Genomic DNA, 17323 nt, shown 5'->3' with positions numbered 1-17323 from the left:
AAATTGTTTATCTTATTTCCAGTTTGTACTATTATGATAGTACATTGATACAGATTTTATTTTTCAGGAGTTTCACATGAATTTACGCAAAACCCTTTTAGTGGCCGCCCTTGGTGCCCTTTCCCTTAACAGCTTTGCAGAAGGCCTTAAAAATGTCGGCATCACCGCCATTGTTGAACACCCAGCCTTAGACACCATCCGTCAGGGCATTGTGGAAGAATTAGCTCGTGAAGGTTTTGTTGATGGCAAGAACATCAAAATTGACTTCCAATCTGCCCAAGGCAGCACAGCAACCGCCGCTCAAATTGCCCGTAAATTCGTTGGCGACAAGGTGGACATCATCATTCCAATCACTACCCCATCAGCCCAGCCTGTTGTGGCAGCAACCCGCTCTATCCCTATCGTTTTTTCAGGCATTACCGATCCTGTGGCCGCTAAGCTAGTTAAATCCCGTGAAGCCTCTGGCACCAACGTAACTGGCATTTCCGATCACAAGCCTATTGAACCGCAGTTAGAGCTGATTAAAACCTTGGTGCCAGAGGTGAAAAGTTTGGGCTATGTTTATAGCGCCGGGGAAGTGAATTCCGTCTTTGTCTTGGAAGAATTAGAAACGGCCGCCCAAGCAGCGGGCATTAAGGTTGTGCCTGTGGCCGTGCAACGCAGTGCAGACATCGGCACCGCTGCCCGCAGCCTCAATGGCAAGGTTCAGGCCATCTACATTACTGAAGACAATGGCGTGGTTTCCGCCTATGAAGCCCTCCACAAGGCCGCTCTTGAAGCCAAGATCCCTGTGATTGCCGCCGACCGTGACACCGTAAAACGTGGCGCTTTAGCCGCCTACTCCATCAACCAATATGATATTGGCGTGGAAACTGGCAAGGTGGCTGCCCGTGTTTTACGAGGCGAGAAAGCAGGCAGCATTCCAACGGCGGATTTAAAAGATTTAGATCTTTCCATAAACCAACAAACCGCCAAAGAATTAGGTGTGAATGTGCCTGAGGATCTGGTTAAAGAGGCTAAAGAAACCTTCTAGCAATGGCCTAAGGATATTCACTGATGGCGCCAGCCTCCAGGCTGGTGCCTTATATATCAGTATCTTATCATCACCAGCCTGGAGGCTGGCGCTATCCTTGAAACCTCTACTTTCTCTCCACTGCCGTCAGCATTCCTCTCAATAAATTCAATTCATTTTGCTCCAACTCTGCCCGTTGATAGAGGCGGCGGAGTTTGGCCATCACGCCCTCGTTGCGGATAAAGCCTAGATCCCGATAAACCCTTTCGGTATGCTGGAAGAAGTGTTCTAGCTCGTCAAAAGATGGATAGCTGGCAAGCGGTTGGGTTTCTGTCTTTTCTTGCAAATTGAGCCAGGCCATTCGCACTTCATAGGCGGCTAGTTGTACGGCCATGGCCAGGTTAAGCGAACCATATTCAGGATTGGTCGGCACGTTAAGATGGTAATGGCATTTGAGCAGTTCTTCATTGGTCAGCCCCACCCGTTCTCGTCCGAAAACGATAGCCACCTTGCCCTGCCCTGCTCGCTGGACAGCCAGTTCTCCACAAGCTCTAGGCTCAATCAGGCTGGCTTGCAAGTGGCGAAGTCTGGCACTGGTGCCGATAACCAACTGGCAATCAGCTAGAGCATCTTCAAAAGAGGTAAAAATTTGAGCTTGTTCAAGCACATCTTTTGCCCCTGCGGCCAAGGCCTGGGCCTGTTCATCAATACCCTGCTTGGGAGCAACCAGGCGCAGGTTATTTAAGCCCATGGTTTTCATGGCCCGGGCCGCCGAGCCAATATTGCCGCTGTGGGAGGGTTCCACCAGTACGATGTGGATCTGGTTTAATAAATCTTGATCTGCCATTTGCAAGTTTTCGTCCTTTTTAATCCGCTTGTGCTTCCCGCACGGAAACCTTTTCAAACTCGGCAAAGAAGGTCGGGAAGGTCTTGGCCGTGCATTTTGGATCGAGAATGGTCACTGGCGTGTCGGAAAGGGCAACTAGGGCAAAGCACATGGCCATTCGGTGATCGTTGTAGGTTGCAATTTCTGCCTCCTTAAAGTCCGTTAGGGCTAGGGGCTGAATGCGGATAAAGTCTTGGCCCTCTTCCACGGTCGCCCCCACCTTACGCAGTTCGGTCGCCATGGCTGCCAGGCGATCGGTTTCCTTGACCCGCCAGTTGTAGATATTGCGGATCACGGTTTCCCCCTCAGCAAAAAGGGCGGTGGTGGCAATGGTCATGGCCGCATCAGGGATGTGGTTCATGTCCATATCAATGCCCTTAAGCTCACCCCGCTCGGCTTCAATAAAGTCCTCGCCCCAGGTGATTTTAGCCCCCATGTTTTCCAGCACATCAGCAAACAAGCGGTCGCCCTGGATGGATTTTTTCCCAATCCCGGTCACTCGCACCTTGCCTTTAATGGCTCCCGCTGCGAGGAAGTAAGAGGCTGAAGAGGCATCCCCCTCAACCATATATTTTTGTGGGGAACGGTAGGTTTGATTACCCTTGACCAGAAAGCGTTGATAGGCCTGGTTTTCAACCGTTACGCCAAAATCGGCCATCATGGCAAGCGTAATATCAATATAGGGCTTGGAGACCAAGTCTCCCATAATCTCAATTTCCATATCGCCCTCGGCCAGTGGGGCTGCCATAAGCAGGGCGGTTAAGAACTGGGAGGAGATGGAGCCATCGATCTGCACCTTGCCGCCCTTAAGGCCGGTATTACGAATGGCCACAGGCGGATAGCCCTCGTTTTCTAGGTATTGGACACTGGCTCCTACTTGTTTGAGGGCATCAACTAAATGCTTAATTGGCCGCTCCTTCATGCGGGGTTCGCCGGTTAAAATCACTTCTGCTTCCGCTTCTCCTTTAAGGCAGAGGGCTGCGGTCAGCGGCCGCATGGCTGTGCCAGCATTGCCCAAGAAGAGGGAGAGGCCATTTTGCCAGCGGAAGGCCCCACCCAAGCCCTCAACTGTGCAGATGGTCTTATCGTCAGAGAGCTGGTAGTTTACCCCCAAAGCCTTGAGGGCCTTGAGCATATGGCGGATGTCGTCGCTGTCGAGGAGGTTGGTCACCTGGGTCCTGCCTTGAGCAAGAGCGGCCAAGAGCAAGGCTCGGTTGGACAGGCTCTTGGAGCCTGGCAGGTTGATTTGGCCCTCTACACGGGAAATGGGCTGGAGAGTGAGTTGTTCCATGGTCATGCTTTCCTTTAATAATGTGTTTGCAAGGGGCTTTTTATACCGCAATTTGCCAGGATTTAAAATAAGAAGCGGGAGAAATTTGCCCTTTATTTGCAAATTTCGCTTTTTGGGTGGAAAAAACAATACAATCAGGAGGGGAATAAGGCTATAATTTGAAAACTATTTTGTCTGGCCATTGCTCTTAACTGGAGCGTGTCCAGCGTGAAATAACCCCCTCCCCCGCTTGCGGGGAGGGCGGGGGTGGGGGGCCTAATATAATAAGCGGTCAAAATTTCAGAAAATTTTGCAAATTTTACTGTTTTTAATACCGCTTCTTGCCTACGGCAATCCCCCACCCTAACCCTCCCCCGCAAGCGGGGGAGGGGATTTTATTTCGACATTAGATTTAGCAATAAATATTCAAAAAACTGAGGTAAACATGTCCACATTTCCTACTGTGTCTGAAGTGCTTTCAGGCAAGGTTGCGGTTGGTCAAACCGTGTCTGTCCGTGGTTGGGTGCGTACCCGCCGTGACTCCAAAGCAGGCCTTTCCTTCTTAGCCATTTATGATGGCTCCTGCTTCGATCCTATCCAAGCCATTGTTAATAACGATATTGAAAATTACCAGTCTGAAGTCCTCCGTTTAACAACAGGTTGCTCTGTTGTGGTAACCGGTGTGATTGTAGAATCGCCAGCTGAAGGCCAAGCGGTTGAACTCCAAGCCACTAAGGTTGAAGTGCTAGGTTGGGTGGAAGATCCAGATACCTACCCAATGGCTGCCAAACGTCATTCCATTGAATACCTGCGTGAAGTGGCCCACCTCCGCCCACGTACCAACCTGATCGGTGCAGTGGCCCGTGTCCGTCACTGCCTGGCCCAGGCCATCCACCGCTTCTTCCATGAGCAGGGCTTCTACTGGGTCGCCACTCCACTTATCACAGCTTCTGATACCGAAGGAGCAGGCGAAATGTTCCGGGTATCTACCCTAGATTTAGAAAACCTACCACGGGGCGAAAATGGCCAGGTAGATTTCAGCCAAGACTTCTTCGGCAAGGAATCCTTCTTAACCGTATCAGGCCAGTTAAACGGCGAAACCTACGCCTGTGCCCTAGGTAAGATCTACACCTTCGGTCCAACCTTCCGTGCCGAAAACTCCAACACCACCCGCCACTTGGCTGAGTTCTGGATGGTAGAACCAGAAGTGGCCTTTGCTGACCTGGCCGACAATGCCAAATTGGCCGAAGATATGCTCAAATACGTCTTTAAGGCGGTCTTGGCTGAACGCCAGGACGATCTGCAATTCTTCGCCAAACATGTGGACAGCAATGTCATTACCCGCTTGGAGCAATTCGTCAATTCCGACTTCGCCCAAATTGACTATACCGATGCCATCGAAGTCCTACTTAAATCTGGCAAGAAATTCGAATTCCCAGTGGAATGGGGGATTGATCTTTCCTCTGAACACGAACGCTATCTGGCCGAAGAATACTTCAAGTCGCCAGTGGTGGTGAAAAACTACCCGAAAGACATCAAGGCCTTCTATATGCGTTTAAATGATGATGGCAAGACCGTGGCGGCCATGGACGTTCTGGCCCCAGGCATTGGCGAAATCATCGGCGGTTCCCAACGTGAAGAGCGTTTGGATGTGCTAGATAAGCGTATGGAAGAGATGGGCCTGGTCAAAGAAGACTACTGGTGGTACCGTGACCTGCGTAAATACGGCACGGTTCCGCACGCAGGCTTTGGCCTTGGCTTTGAGCGTTTGATTGTCTATGTAACCGGCTTACAGAACATCCGTGAAGTGATCCCATTCCCACGTTCACCACGCAACGCGAACTTTTAAACAAATTGGCCCTCTAAGGTTTTCCCTAGAGGGCTTTTTTTTGGCATAGTAGACAAAATAGTTGCTGATTCGTCAAAAACTATGCCAAGTGGACAAAATAGTTGCTAATGTTTATTTTCTAAAATGTTAGCAGCTATTTTTATTCAAAAAATCCTTTATAAACATGGCTTTATGTTTTTTGCTTAATCCATTATGATTATTTAACTGTCGCTTCATATGTTTAAATAGCCCTTCAAGCCTATTTGTTGTCCTTTCTATATTTAAATCTGACCGTTCTTCAAAAGTAAATAAATATTTCATATACCATTTAAGGCTTGCATAAGCCCCTCTAACACTACGATGCTTATAAGGTAAATATCCCTTTTCATTTGGCTTATCACTTCTTTCTTTTAAATACTCTTCATGTTTTAAATACCAATAATGAAGGCGTTTGTAAAATTCATTTTTTGAACTCTCCACCAGTGTTTTTACGATAACTTTTAATTCTTTTCCCGCTTGTGATTGATGCTTTTTTCTGAGTTTTCTCATCACTATTGCAACCATATGAAACTGACACATCTGCACAGGTGCATTGAACAAGTCCTTCATCAGACCTCGCCTACCATCACAGGTAATGGATTGTATTATATAGCTTTTTTCTCTCAATCTATTAAGTGCCAGCTTATAGTAAACGTCTTTTTCTGTTCTTACAAAACAGTGAAATACCACTTTCTTTGTATGAGAGTCCATTAACACTAATACGCCGAAATTACGCTTAAAAAAGGTAGTGTCCATAATTATATTAAGCGATGTGCTTTGAGGTGGATGTAATAATGTTTTAGGAGCTTTATCAATATATCTTTGGATAGTTCTAACCGAACAATGATACTTATTGGCAAGCTGTTGATAAGTTTGTTTTCCTGAAGTGTAATCATCCCAGATCTGTATTGGGTCTAATTTCTTTTGATGGGTAAAGGTTTTATGGCATTGATTACAATAATAACGCTGAATGTTATTTTGTTTACCATGTTTCTTGATATTCGCACTTTGGCAGAAAAGGCAGTTTTTTGTTCATTTTTCAAAAAGAGGGCTTAAAGCCTTGTACTATAAGGCTTTAAGCCACTTTTTAGCAACTATTTTGTCTATTATGCCTTTTTTTTTCGGAGAGATTATGAATAACCTACCTGTTCCTTACACCGATTCCCAGCGTAACTATATGCTGGCCATTTATGTTTTGTTTGGTTTAAGCGTCTTTGTTGGCGGGCTGACTGCCGTGGTCGGCGTGATTATGGCCTATGTAAAACGCCAAGAAATGCAGGGCACCATTTATCAAGATCACATTGCCTTTTTATTTAGAACCTTTTGGGTCACGGCCCTAGGCTTGATTGCCGGTGCTGTACTTAGCGTCATCGGCATTGGCTTCTTGGTCATTTTTGCTATTGGAGCCTGGTATATTTTCCGTGTGGTCATTGGCCTTATCCGCTTCTTTGAAGATAAGAGCGTTACGCCAACAGGTTACTTTATGTAATTCCCCCCTAACCCCATACAAACCGTATGGGGTTATTCCCATTCCTGGACTTAGTACCACAACGAGCACGACTCGTACTAGATGGTAAATCCTCCTAACACATCCCAAAACGCCCTCACAATCGGCTCTTGCAATCTTCTTTCCTGCACGCAGATACCCAGCTCAAAAGGTGAAATAGGCGCAGGCAGATCGACATAAGAAACCTGGTTATTCATGGGGCTTTGTTGCAGCACCACATCGGGCAAAAGGGCCACGCCGCAGCCTAGGGCGACCATGGGGACGATGGCTTCGTGGCCTGCCACCGTGGCATAAATCTGCGGGGTTTTGATTTTTTGTGCCTTAAACCAGGCATCAATTCGCTTACGGGCTGGGCCGTCTTCGGGCAGGATAAAGGGTACGCTTTGCCAGTCTATGGGGGCTTGCTGCAAGAGTTGAGTGGCCAGGCAGGCGACCCGAGGGGCGACCAAGGAAAGGGTAATATCATCAATATAATGAAAAACCATATTGGCTGGCAGGTGTTCAGGCTTACCGGCCAGGGAAAGATCGGCCTGGAGGGACTGCACCTTGCTTACCGCTTGGGCAGGATCGCCAGTCAGTAGCTTGATTTCCACTTTAGGATATTGCTGGCGGAAGCGGGTTAAGAGCCTTGGCAGGTGGCTATAAGAAGCTGTAACCGAACAAAAGAGCTTCAGCTCCCCTTCCAGGGCCTGTTTTTCTGGGGAAAATTCCTGTTGCAACTGCTGCCAATCGGCCCAGGCTTGTTGGGCAAAATGTAGAAAACGCTCCCCCGCTTCGGTGAGGCTGACCTGACGATTATCTCGTAGCAAAAGCGGCTGGCCCATTTCCTGTTCGATCCGTTGGATCTGGCGGGAAAGGGTGGAAGCACTCATATAATTGCGTTCAGCCGTGCGGATAAAACTGCGGCTTTGCACCACATCGAGGAAAAGTTTAAGGCTTTGGAAGTCCATTTTTGCAAAAAAGTGGGGATTTCAGACCGCTTGCATACAAGAAAGCCCCACATTTGCGGGGCTTTGCTTGCTTTCAAGCGCTTATTTTGTGCTTGGAATGCTGAAACGTTTGTTGAAGCGCTCAACACGGCCGCCTGTATCAACAACACGTTGTTTACCTGTATAGAATGGGTGGCAGTTGCCGCACACATCTAGGTTTAAGTCTTTACCCACTGTAGAGCGAGTTTTGATCACATTACCGCAAGAGCAGGTTGCAGTAATTTCAGTGTAATTCGGGTGAATACCTTGTTTCATGGGGAACCTCTAAAGAAGCCATATCGCCATCAGAGCATACAACTCGGCTGTCTGATACCATATGTAATTAAAAAAACGCCAGGCAAAACCTAGCACCAAAAAGAGTGCGTATTCTATACAAAGTTAGGATCAAATACAAGATAAATCCAACCAAAACTTTGGACTATTTGCAGCCATAAAAAATGCGACCCGAAGGTCGCATTTCTATTATTTAGGTTAATAGCTGATTACCATTGGTACATATAACCTGCACCGCCAGTGAATTTGCCTTGGGAATCTGCACTTCCTGAGAATTTGATAATGTGTTTACCATTATCAGACGCTCTTGAGTAGCCCACTGCCACAGCAGTTTCACCACCACGAGTACCCACACCCGCACCTACACCAGATTTACCTGGTAGGTAAACTTGTGGAATGTTGCTCATGGCCGCCACAGAGGCTACACCAGCATTAGCATTCTTACGAACGCGGTTAATGTTGTTATTAACATTGCTGATTGCGCCTTTTAATTGGCGAACGTTCACAGCATCGGTTGGATCTTTACCGTCTGCAACGTTAGTTACACGGTTTCCACCCATATCAACCTTGCTGTTAGGTTTCACAGTCAAGTTACCTACTGTGGTATCACCATTCACGGTCAAGTTTTTGTTTACTGTCGCGTTGCCAGTGATATCAATATTCTCGCTCAAGCCGTAGGTTACGGTTGTGCCAGATTGATTAACCACTAGGTTTTTGCCCGCTGCATAAGTTACGGTATCACCCGCTTTCACTTTAGCTGCTGAGCTGCCTGCTTTAACCTGTGTACCATTTACGCCACCTTTGCTGTTGTCAGCGGTGATGTTGTGCGAAGCTTCATTGATCAGGTTGGTTACAGTGGTTGCATTGTAGTAAGTGTTGCCACCAGTGGTATTAACTGGAGCTTCCACTTTACCATTTGTTACCTTACCACCAACGGTATTCACGTCAACTTGGAATGAGTTGTCAGCATCGTTGAATTTCACTGTTGTGCCGTTGCCGTTTACCGCATTGACATCGTAGCTTACATTCACATTGCCATCAGCATCTGCTTCCACATTGGCTTTGGTGCCTACACCATCAACGAAGTCCACTTTATCGCCTGGGTTGATAACTTCTGTATCACCATCAGTCAGTGTGGTTCTCCAACCAGAGTTGTTGATTGCATCAGCAACCGTGGTGGTGTTGGTTAAGGCTGTTGGTGCGGCTGGTACATCTACTTTACCGTCAGTGTTGGTTAGCTCACCTGTGTTGGCTTTGATGTTGTTACCATCAAAGACAATGGTATCGCCATCAACCGCAACATCAATCGCACCAGTGGTAGTATTAACTTCCAAGCCTTTGCCAGTGTTTACGGCTAGGTCGTAGTTTTTCGTACCATTCTCATTGTTGGTTTCAGTGATTTTAACCGTTTTATTGGTGCTGTTGGTGGTTGATTGGGTGTTTTTGGCAGTTAATTTGCCATCAACAATCTTCACTGTGTCGCCATCAACATTCACGTCGTAAGACACGTTGGTTACTGTGCCAGTGCCTTCGCCTGTTACAGTTACTGTTGTGCCTTTGCCATCTACAAAGTTCACGGTATCATCGGAGTTGATGGTGCTCTTCACATCATCATTTCCTGCAACTTTGAAGATTGCATCTTTACCGTCTTTACCGTCTTTAACAGTGGTGCTGGTCATTGTGCCGTCGCCACTGATTGTGGTGATGGTGTGTGTGCCGTCGCCATTGTCTACAACGTTGGCAATAGCATCACGACCATCCTGACCATCCTGACCATCTAGACCATTAATACCATCTAAACCGTCTTTACCGTCTTTAACAGTAGTAGTGGTTACAGTGCCGTCACCGCTTGTGGTGGTGATGGTGTGGGTGCCGTCGCCGTTGTCTTTAACAGTAGCTGATGCATCTTTACCGTTAGTACCGTCTTTAATCTCTAGGTTCTTCTCAGAGCCTGCGATTTCATTACCAGCTGCGTCTTTCTCTACAAGAACAACCTTAGTGGTATCACCATCTTTGGTGGTGCTCTTAATCGCTACAGAGTTACCGTCTTTACCATCAGTACCATCGTTGATGGTTGTTGTGGTTACAGTGCCGTCACCGCTGGTTACGGTTACAGTGTGTGTACCATCGCCGTTGTCTTTAACAGTAGCAGATGAGTCTTTACCGTTAGTACCGTCTTTGACAGTTGTGCTGGTCATTGTACCGTCGCCACTGATTGTGGTGATGGTGTGGGTGCCGTCGCCATTGTCTACAACGTTGGCAATAGCATCACGACCGTCTTCACCATCTCGACCATCTAGACCGTTAATACCATCTACACCGTCTTTACCGTCTTTAACAGTGGTAGTAGTTACAGTGCCGTCACCGCTTGTGGTGGTGATGGTGTGGGTGCCGTCGCCATTGTCTTTAACAGTAGCTGATGCATCTTTACCGTTAGTACCGTCTTTAATCTCTAGGTTCTTCTCAGAGCCTGCGATTTCATTACCAGCTGCGTCTTTCTCTACAAGAACAACCTTAGTGGTATCACCATCTTTGGTGGTGCTCTTAATCGCTACAGAGTTACCGTCTTTACCATCAGTACCATCGTTGATGGTTGTTGTGGTTACTGTGCCGTCACCGCTGGTTACGGTTACAGTGTGTGTACCATCGCCGTTGTCTTTAACAGTAGCAGATGAGTCTTTACCGTTAGTACCGTCTTTGACAGTTGTGCTGGTCATTGTACCGTCGCCACTGATTGTGGTGATGGTGTGTGTGCCGTCGCCATTGTCTACAACGTTGGCAATAGCATCACGGCCGTCTTCACCATCTCGACCATCTAGACCGTTAATACCATCTACACCGTCTTTACCGTCTTTAACAGTGGTAGTGGTTACAGTGCCGTCACCGCTTGTGGTGGTGATGGTGTGGGTGCCGTCGCCATTGTCTACAACAGTGGCTGAAGCGTCACGACCGTCTTGACCGTCTGTACCGTTAGCACCGTCTTTACCTGCTGCACCGTCTTTACCGTCTTTACCATTAGCACCGTCTTTAACAGTGGTGGTGGTTACTGTGCCGTCACCGCTTGTAGTAGTGATGGTGTGGGTGCCGTCGCCATTGTCTACAACAGTGGCTGAAGCGTCACGACCGTCTTGACCGTCTGTACCGTTAGTACCATTAGTGCCGTCTTTACCGTCTTTACCTGCTGCACCGTCTTTAACAGTGGTAGTAGTTACAGTGCCGTCACCGCTTGTGGTGGTGATGGTGTGGGTGCCGTCGCCGTTGTCTACAACTGTGGCTGAAGCATCACGACCGTCTTGACCGTCTGTACCGTTAGCACCGTCTTTACCATTAGCACCGTCTTTAACAGTAGTAGTAGTTACAGTACCGTCACCGCTTGTGGTGGTGATGGTGTGAGTACCGTCGCCATTGTCTACAACAGTGGCTGATGCGTCACGACCGTCTTGACCGTCTGTACCGTTAGTACCGTCTTTACCGTCTTTACCTGCTGCACCGTCTTTAACAGTAGTAGTGGTTACTGTGCCGTCACCGCTTGTGGTGGTGATGGTGTGGGTGCCGTCGCCATTGTCTACAACAGTAGCTGAAGCATCACGACCGTCTTGACCGTCTGTACCGTTAGCACCGTCTTTACCGTCTTTACCTGCTGCACCGTCTTTACCATTAGCACCGTCTTTAACAGTAGTAGTAGTTACAGTACCGTCACCGCTTGTGGTGGTGATGGTGTGAGTACCGTCGCCATTGTCTACAACAGTGGCTGATGCGTCACGACCGTCTTGACCGTCTGTACCGTTAGTACCGTCTTTACCGTCTTTACCTGCTGCACCGTCTTTAACAGTAGTAGTGGTTACAGTGCCGTCACCGCTTGTGGTGGTGATGGTGTGGGTGCCGTCGCCATTGTCTACAACAGTAGCTGAAGCGTCACGACCGTCTTGACCGTCTGTACCGTTAGTACCGTCTTTACCTGCTGCACCGTCTTTAACAGTGGTAGTGGTTACAGTGCCGTCACCGCTTGTGGTGGTGATGGTGTGGGTGCCGTCGCCGTTGTCTACAACAGTAGCTGAAGCGTCACGACCGTCTTGACCGTCTGTACCGTTAGTACCGTCTTTACCTGCTGCACCGTCTTTAACAGTGGTGGTGGTTACAGTGCCGTCACCGCTTGTGGTGGTGATGGTGTGGGTGCCGTCGCCGTTGTCTACAACAGTAGCTGAAGCGTCACGACCGTCTTGACCGTCTGTACCGTTAGTACCGTCTTTACCTGCTGCACCGTCTTTACCGTCTTTACCGTCTTTACCTGCTGCACCGTCTTTAACAGTGGTAGTGGTTACAGTGCCGTCACCGCTTGTGGTGGTGATGGTGTGGGTGCCGTCGCCGTTGTCTACAACAGTAGCTGAAGCGTCACGACCGTCTTGACCGTCTGTACCGTTAGTACCGTCTTTACCTGCTGCACCGTCTTTACCGTCTTTACCTGCTGCACCGTCTTTAACAGTGGTAGTGGTTACAGTGCCGTCACCGCTTGTGGTGGTGATGGTGTGGGTGCCGTCGCCGTTGTCTACAACAGTAGCTGAAGCGTCACGACCGTCTTGACCGTCTGTACCGTTAGCACCGTCTTTACCGTCTTTACCTGCTGCACCGTCTTTAACAGTGGTAGTGGTTACAGTACCGTCACCGCTTGTGGTAGTGATGGTGTGGGTGCCGTCGCCATTGTCTACAACAGTAGCTGAAGCATCACGACCGTCTTGACCGTCTGTACCGTTAGCACCGTCTTTACCTGCTGCACCGTCTTTACCGTCTTTACCTGCTGCACCGTCTTTAACAGTGGTAGTGGTTACAGTGCCGTCACCGCTTGTGGTGGTGATGGTGTGGGTGCCGTCGCCGTTGTCTACAACAGTAGCTGAAGCGTCACGACCGTCTTGACCGTCTGTACCGTTAGTACCGTCTTTACCTGCTGCACCGTCTTTACCGTCTTTACCTGCTGCACCGTCTTTAACAGTGGTAGTGGTTACAGTGCCGTCACCGCTTGTGGTGGTGATGGTGTGGGTGCCGTCGCCGTTGTCTACAACAGTAGCTGAAGCGTCACGACCGTCTTGACCGTCTGTACCGTTAGCACCGTCTTTACCGTCTTTACCTGCTGCACCGTCTTTAACAGTGGTAGTGGTTACAGTACCGTCACCGCTTGTGGTAGTGATGGTGTGGGTGCCGTCGCCATTGTCTACAACAGTAGCTGAAGCATCACGACCGTCTTGACCGTCTGTACCGTTAGCACCGTCTTTACCGTCTTTACCTGCTGCACCGTCTTTAACAGTGGTAGTGGTTACAGTGCCGTCACCGCTTGTGGTGGTAATGGTGTGGGTGCCGTCGCCATTGTCTACAACAGTAGCTGAAGCATCACGACCGTCTTGACCGTCTGTACCGTTAGTACCATTAGTGCCGTCTTTACCGTCTTTACCGTTAGTACCATGTCTAACTTCGGCTTCTTCTTTTGTGCCATCAGTGTTGGTGATGGTGATGGTTATGCCGTCAGCTGTTGGGGTTGTGGTGATTTTCGGGCCTTCCACGTCAAAGGTAACAGTGGTTACACCGTTTGCTTCGGTAGTGGTGTTTACCTTGGTGTTTTTGCCATTAACGAAATTGATGGTGTCACCTGGGGTTACGTTGCCGATCCTTGCACCCTTGTCAGCCACCCAGAAACCTTGGTTTACATAGGTGTTTAGGTTGGTTAGGGCATCGCCTACGTTGTTGGCTGGTGCGCCAAACAATGTTGTGCTGCTGCCTGCGGTGTTTGGTGCAACGTTACCTGTGTAGATGTTATAAACAGGAGCTGTTAATGAACCATCTTTGTTCACCTGCACGCCGCCACCTAAGTGGGTTGCAGTGCTGCTGGCTAGATTGCCAAGGGCCTTTTGGGTTAAGTATAGCTGTGAGCCGTTGATGGCATCTGTTGAATCCGCACTGATACGGCCTGCGGCTACGTTGGTGATTTGACGTTTGGCAGTTGCATTACCCACGCTGACCACAGAGTTTGATACGCTGCCTGCGAAGTTTTCGTAGTCAATGCCGTTTACGCTGGCCTTATTGGTGCTGGTCGGTTTTTCAGTTTTAGAGCCACGACCTAGGGCAACAGCATTGGTATCACCATCTAACACATCAGCATCATCACCAAGTGCCAAGCCGCCTTGGGCGCTACTTGATGAGTTGTTACCGATGGTTACAGAGTCGTCTGATCCATCATTGGCACGGGCTGAGTTACCGATAGCAACAGAGTTGTTCGATGTTGCAGCAACTTGCACGTTATCACCGATGGCGACAGAGCTGGTTGAGTTAGCTTTGGCATCGATACCTACCGCCACAGCACGACCTGCCAAGACAGATGAACTGCTACCGATGGCTACACCGCCGCCATCAACATCATCAGCCACTCTTGCACTATCACCGATGGCGACAGATGAGATTGCTTGAGCTTTTGAGTTGAAACCTAGGGCTACTGCACTTGGTCCTTCTGCCGCTGCATTTTTACCAACAGCAATGGCTTCAGGTGCTTTAGCACCATCATTGTTATAGTTGCCGCCGCCTGTTGAATTCACGCTGAAATAGTGAATATCGGTCGTATTGGCAACCAACTGACCTTGGTCGTTGATGATGATGGTTTTGCCATCAACATTAGCAGCGACTTCATAGATGGTGGTGCCGTTGGCGTTTTTGGTCGCATTTGGTGTAACAGTTACGCCTTGTGCCTTGCCGCCTTCAGTTTTGGCAACGACAGTGGCTTGGGTGTTGTTGGCATTGATGGTTACTACGCCGTCTTGGTTATTAACAGTAACGTTATTGCCAGCTTTGATTTCAGTTACGTTGGCATCAAAGGTTACATTTTTGCCATCGGCTGATACATTGGCTTTGGTGCCTTTGCCATCAACGAAGTTCACCGCTTCACCAGGGTTTACTAGGTTTTTGGTTTCGCCGTTGGCTTGTAGCTGCCAGCCAGATTTGGCGACCACATCTGCCACGTTTTGAACAGTTGCTAAGCCGTTTGTGGCTGGGGTGGTAACCTTACCTGCATCGGTATTGGTGATGTCAGTTACTGGAGTAGCAATCGTGCCTGTTCTAGCACCAATCATATAGCCATTATCTTTTAGGGTGATATTAATATAATCACCTGTGGCAAGATCGAGCGTTTCGCCATTGGCAATACGATGATCTGCGCCTGTCTTGTTACTGCCAGCCCCTGAAGTGCTTAGGTTAAAGCCTGTGTTGTTCAATCCACGAACGATGGTTGAAGCATTTAAGAAAGCATCGCCTTCACCATCAGGAACCACGGTGGCAATACTAATAAGATCGCCTTGATTTACCGTGGTAATATCTGTAATTTTTGGTGCAGGCGCAACCGCTTGTAGTTTGCCTTGGGCGTTTTTGGTGATGGTAGTGCCATCGTATTCAACATCGTATTTAACATCGAAGTTGGTGCCATTGGCGGTTACTACTGCTTTGGTCGCATCGCCGTTTTTGTAGTTTACCTGCTCGCCAGGGTTCACCACACCAACACGAGCGCCGTTATCACCTGCAACACCCCAACCGCTTGCGTTGATGGCGTTTACGACGTTAGTGGTAGTTGCTAGACCGTTTTGGTTGGAGTCTGGAACGGTGATCGCACCAGTGTTTGTGTTAGTGTCAATCGTGCCAGTTTTGGCTGCCAAGGTGTAGTTGGTGGTTTGATTGTTAGCATTAACGTTGGTGGTTACCGAGATGTAGTCTGGTGTGGTTGTACTAACAGACGCTTGGGTGTTGGTGTCGGTAACATTAGACTTCAACACGCCGTTTTCGATTTTGATGGTGTCGCCATCAACTTGAACATCGTATTTGACGTTGAAGTTGTTGCCTTCGGTGGTTACAGTCGCTTTGGTGGCGGCACCGTTTTGGAAGCTCACCTTCTCGCCTGGATTAACCACGCCAAGGCTGGCTTTATCATTGCCAGCAATCTGCCAGCCTGAACGCTTGATGGTGTCGGCAACGTTGTTAGCTCTTGCCAAGCCATTGGTGGCTGATTGTGTTACATCGCCTGTTGTTGCGTTTACATTGATAACTTGAGTGTTTACACCCACATCATAACGAACAGTGCCGTTTTCATTGGCTGTGGTGTTTGGTGTTACTGTTACATAGGTAGCATTGTTTGGTGCAACTGCAACAGATGCTTGGGTGTTTTTGGTGTTTTCTTTGACATGTTCTGCCAAGGCACGAAGCTGGGCAACGTTCACCGCATCAGAGTCTTCATAACCCGCTGCCACGCCTGTGATTTGGCGAGTGTGTGTTGAGTTACCAACAGCAACCGTACCCACCATATCTGTAACAGTTTTAAGAATCTCCGCTCTGCCCTTACTGCCTTCTTCTACGAAGTTGTAGTAGATGTCGTTAAAATTCGGATGGTTTTTATCTTTAACGATGTTGTTGGTATTGACAATTGTACGATTTGCCACAGAGCCTGCACCTAGGGCGACGCTGTTAGGTTGAGTAACTGAGCTGCCATCACCGATTGCCACGCCTGATGTTGCAGTAGCAGCAGCATTAGCACCTTTACCCAGTGCTGTTGAGCCTTGAGCTAGGGCTTGTGAGCCTGTACCTAGTGCGGTGGCATTGCCTGCATTGGTGGTTGCCCCACGGCCGACAGCGGTTGAGTTTTCGCCTGTGGCATTGGCTTTGGTACCTAATGCAGTGGCATTTTGGCCATCAGCCTTCGCTTGATAACCGCTGGATAACGTGAAATTACCCTTGGCTTGAGCACCAGAACCCAGTGCAGACGCATGCTCTCCATTGGCGTGAGCGTATTGGCCTAATGCAGCAGAACCATATTGTTCAGCAGTAGAAACCACACCAATAGCAATTGATCTTTCGCCTGCTGCATTTGACTGCGTACCTGAAGCAATACTATCTATGCCTTTTGCTTGAGCTCCGTTACCCAATGCTGTTGAATTAACGCCCGATGCGTTAGACTGGAAACCTAGCGCAGATGAGAAATTACCATAAGCGTTCGACTCTGTACCGATGGCAGTGGCTCTATCAGCAACCGCTTCAGCGTGTGTACCGATGGAAGTGGTACGGTTGCCTGTGGCGTTGGATTGCTTACCGATGGCAACAGCAGATCCATCAGCAATACGGCTATCTGCCTTAGCGTGTCCACCGATGGCAACATCATACTCACCAAGAGCGCTAGAATTACTACCGATGGCAATAGCCCATTGGTGGGTGGCGGTTGCTACTTTTTCGCCTTTTTCATAGATACCGATACCATTACCGTTACCACCAAATTGACCTGCCGCACTGGCGTCTAGGGTGGTGAGAGTGCCGACTGCGCCCATCACTCCTAGGGCTGCGGCAGTTACTGTAAGGCTTTTAGACGATTTAGTCTTGCCCTTACCTTTTGTTAATTCAGACACGGCCATCCAGGTTTGGGTGGCATGGTTCCAAATTACTTTGAATACTTTATTCATTTGTTGTTAATCCTATATCACAATAGAGCATTTCAAAGATTAATCT

9 protein-coding genes are annotated in these 17323 nt (G+C 48.6%); 3 read left to right on the top strand and 6 right to left on the bottom strand.

Annotated elements, in window-relative coordinates; genetic code table 11:
* The first annotated feature begins 76 nt into the window (after positions 1–76).
* Positions 77–1033: an ABC transporter substrate-binding protein gene (locus A4G20_05905; GenBank protein QIW15896.1), complete on the top strand. Its 957-nt coding sequence runs from the start codon at positions 77–79 to the stop codon at positions 1031–1033.
* A 106-nt stretch (positions 1034–1139) separates the two neighbouring features.
* On the opposite strand, the gene A4G20_05900 is transcribed toward A4G20_05905, so the two are convergent.
* A complete protein-coding gene (locus A4G20_05900; protein ID QIW16865.1) occupies positions 1140–1859 on the bottom strand; it encodes a tRNA (cytosine(32)/uridine(32)-2'-O)-methyltransferase TrmJ in 720 nt (239 codons plus the stop codon).
* Positions 1860–1878: 19 nt separating this feature from the next.
* Positions 1879–3189: a 3-phosphoshikimate 1-carboxyvinyltransferase gene (locus A4G20_05895; GenBank protein QIW16864.1), complete on the bottom strand. Its 1311-nt coding sequence runs from the start codon at positions 3187–3189 to the stop codon at positions 1879–1881.
* 424 nt (positions 3190–3613) lie between these two features.
* Between A4G20_05895 and A4G20_05890 the strand changes: the two genes are divergently transcribed.
* Positions 3614–5017 (top strand): asparagine--tRNA ligase, encoded by a 1404-nt coding sequence (locus A4G20_05890; GenBank protein QIW15895.1) that lies wholly within the window; start codon positions 3614–3616, stop codon positions 5015–5017.
* Positions 5018–5143: 126 nt separating this feature from the next.
* Here A4G20_05890 and A4G20_05885 read toward each other — a convergent pair whose 3' ends face one another.
* Positions 5144–5746 (bottom strand): transposase, encoded by a 603-nt coding sequence (locus A4G20_05885; protein QIW16863.1) that lies wholly within the window; start codon positions 5744–5746, stop codon positions 5144–5146.
* Positions 5747–6167: 421 nt separating this feature from the next.
* Here A4G20_05885 and A4G20_05880 point away from each other — a divergent pair, with 421 nt between their 5' ends.
* Positions 6168–6524: a hypothetical protein gene (locus A4G20_05880; protein ID QIW16862.1), complete on the top strand. Its 357-nt coding sequence runs from the start codon at positions 6168–6170 to the stop codon at positions 6522–6524.
* Between the two features lie 77 nt (positions 6525–6601).
* On the opposite strand, the gene A4G20_05875 is transcribed toward A4G20_05880, so the two are convergent.
* The 3 genes from A4G20_05875 to A4G20_05865 all read right to left on the bottom strand — a co-directional run bounded on the left by A4G20_05875 (position 6602) and on the right by A4G20_05865 (position 17277).
* On the bottom strand, positions 6602–7492 hold the full coding sequence (locus A4G20_05875; GenBank protein ID QIW15894.1) for a transcriptional regulator IlvY: 891 nt from the start codon (positions 7490–7492) through the stop codon (positions 6602–6604).
* Positions 7493–7573: 81 nt separating this feature from the next.
* Positions 7574–7786, bottom strand: a complete 213-nt coding sequence (locus tag A4G20_05870; protein ID QIW15893.1) for a 50S ribosomal protein L31 — start codon at positions 7784–7786, stop codon at positions 7574–7576.
* 227 nt (positions 7787–8013) lie between these two features.
* Positions 8014–17277 carry a hypothetical protein gene (locus A4G20_05865; GenBank protein ID QIW15892.1) on the bottom strand — a complete coding sequence of 3088 codons (9264 nt, stop codon included), beginning with the start codon at positions 17275–17277 and terminating at the stop codon, positions 8014–8016.
* Positions 17278–17323: the final 46 nt, after the last annotated feature.

It is taken from the genome of Pasteurellaceae bacterium RH1A (assembly GCA_012221805.1).
In the GTDB taxonomy this organism is placed as follows: Bacteria; Pseudomonadota; Gammaproteobacteria; order Enterobacterales; family Pasteurellaceae; genus RH1A.
Note: the sequence above shows the minus strand (reverse complement) of the source record. Positions and strands in the feature narration are given on the sequence as shown.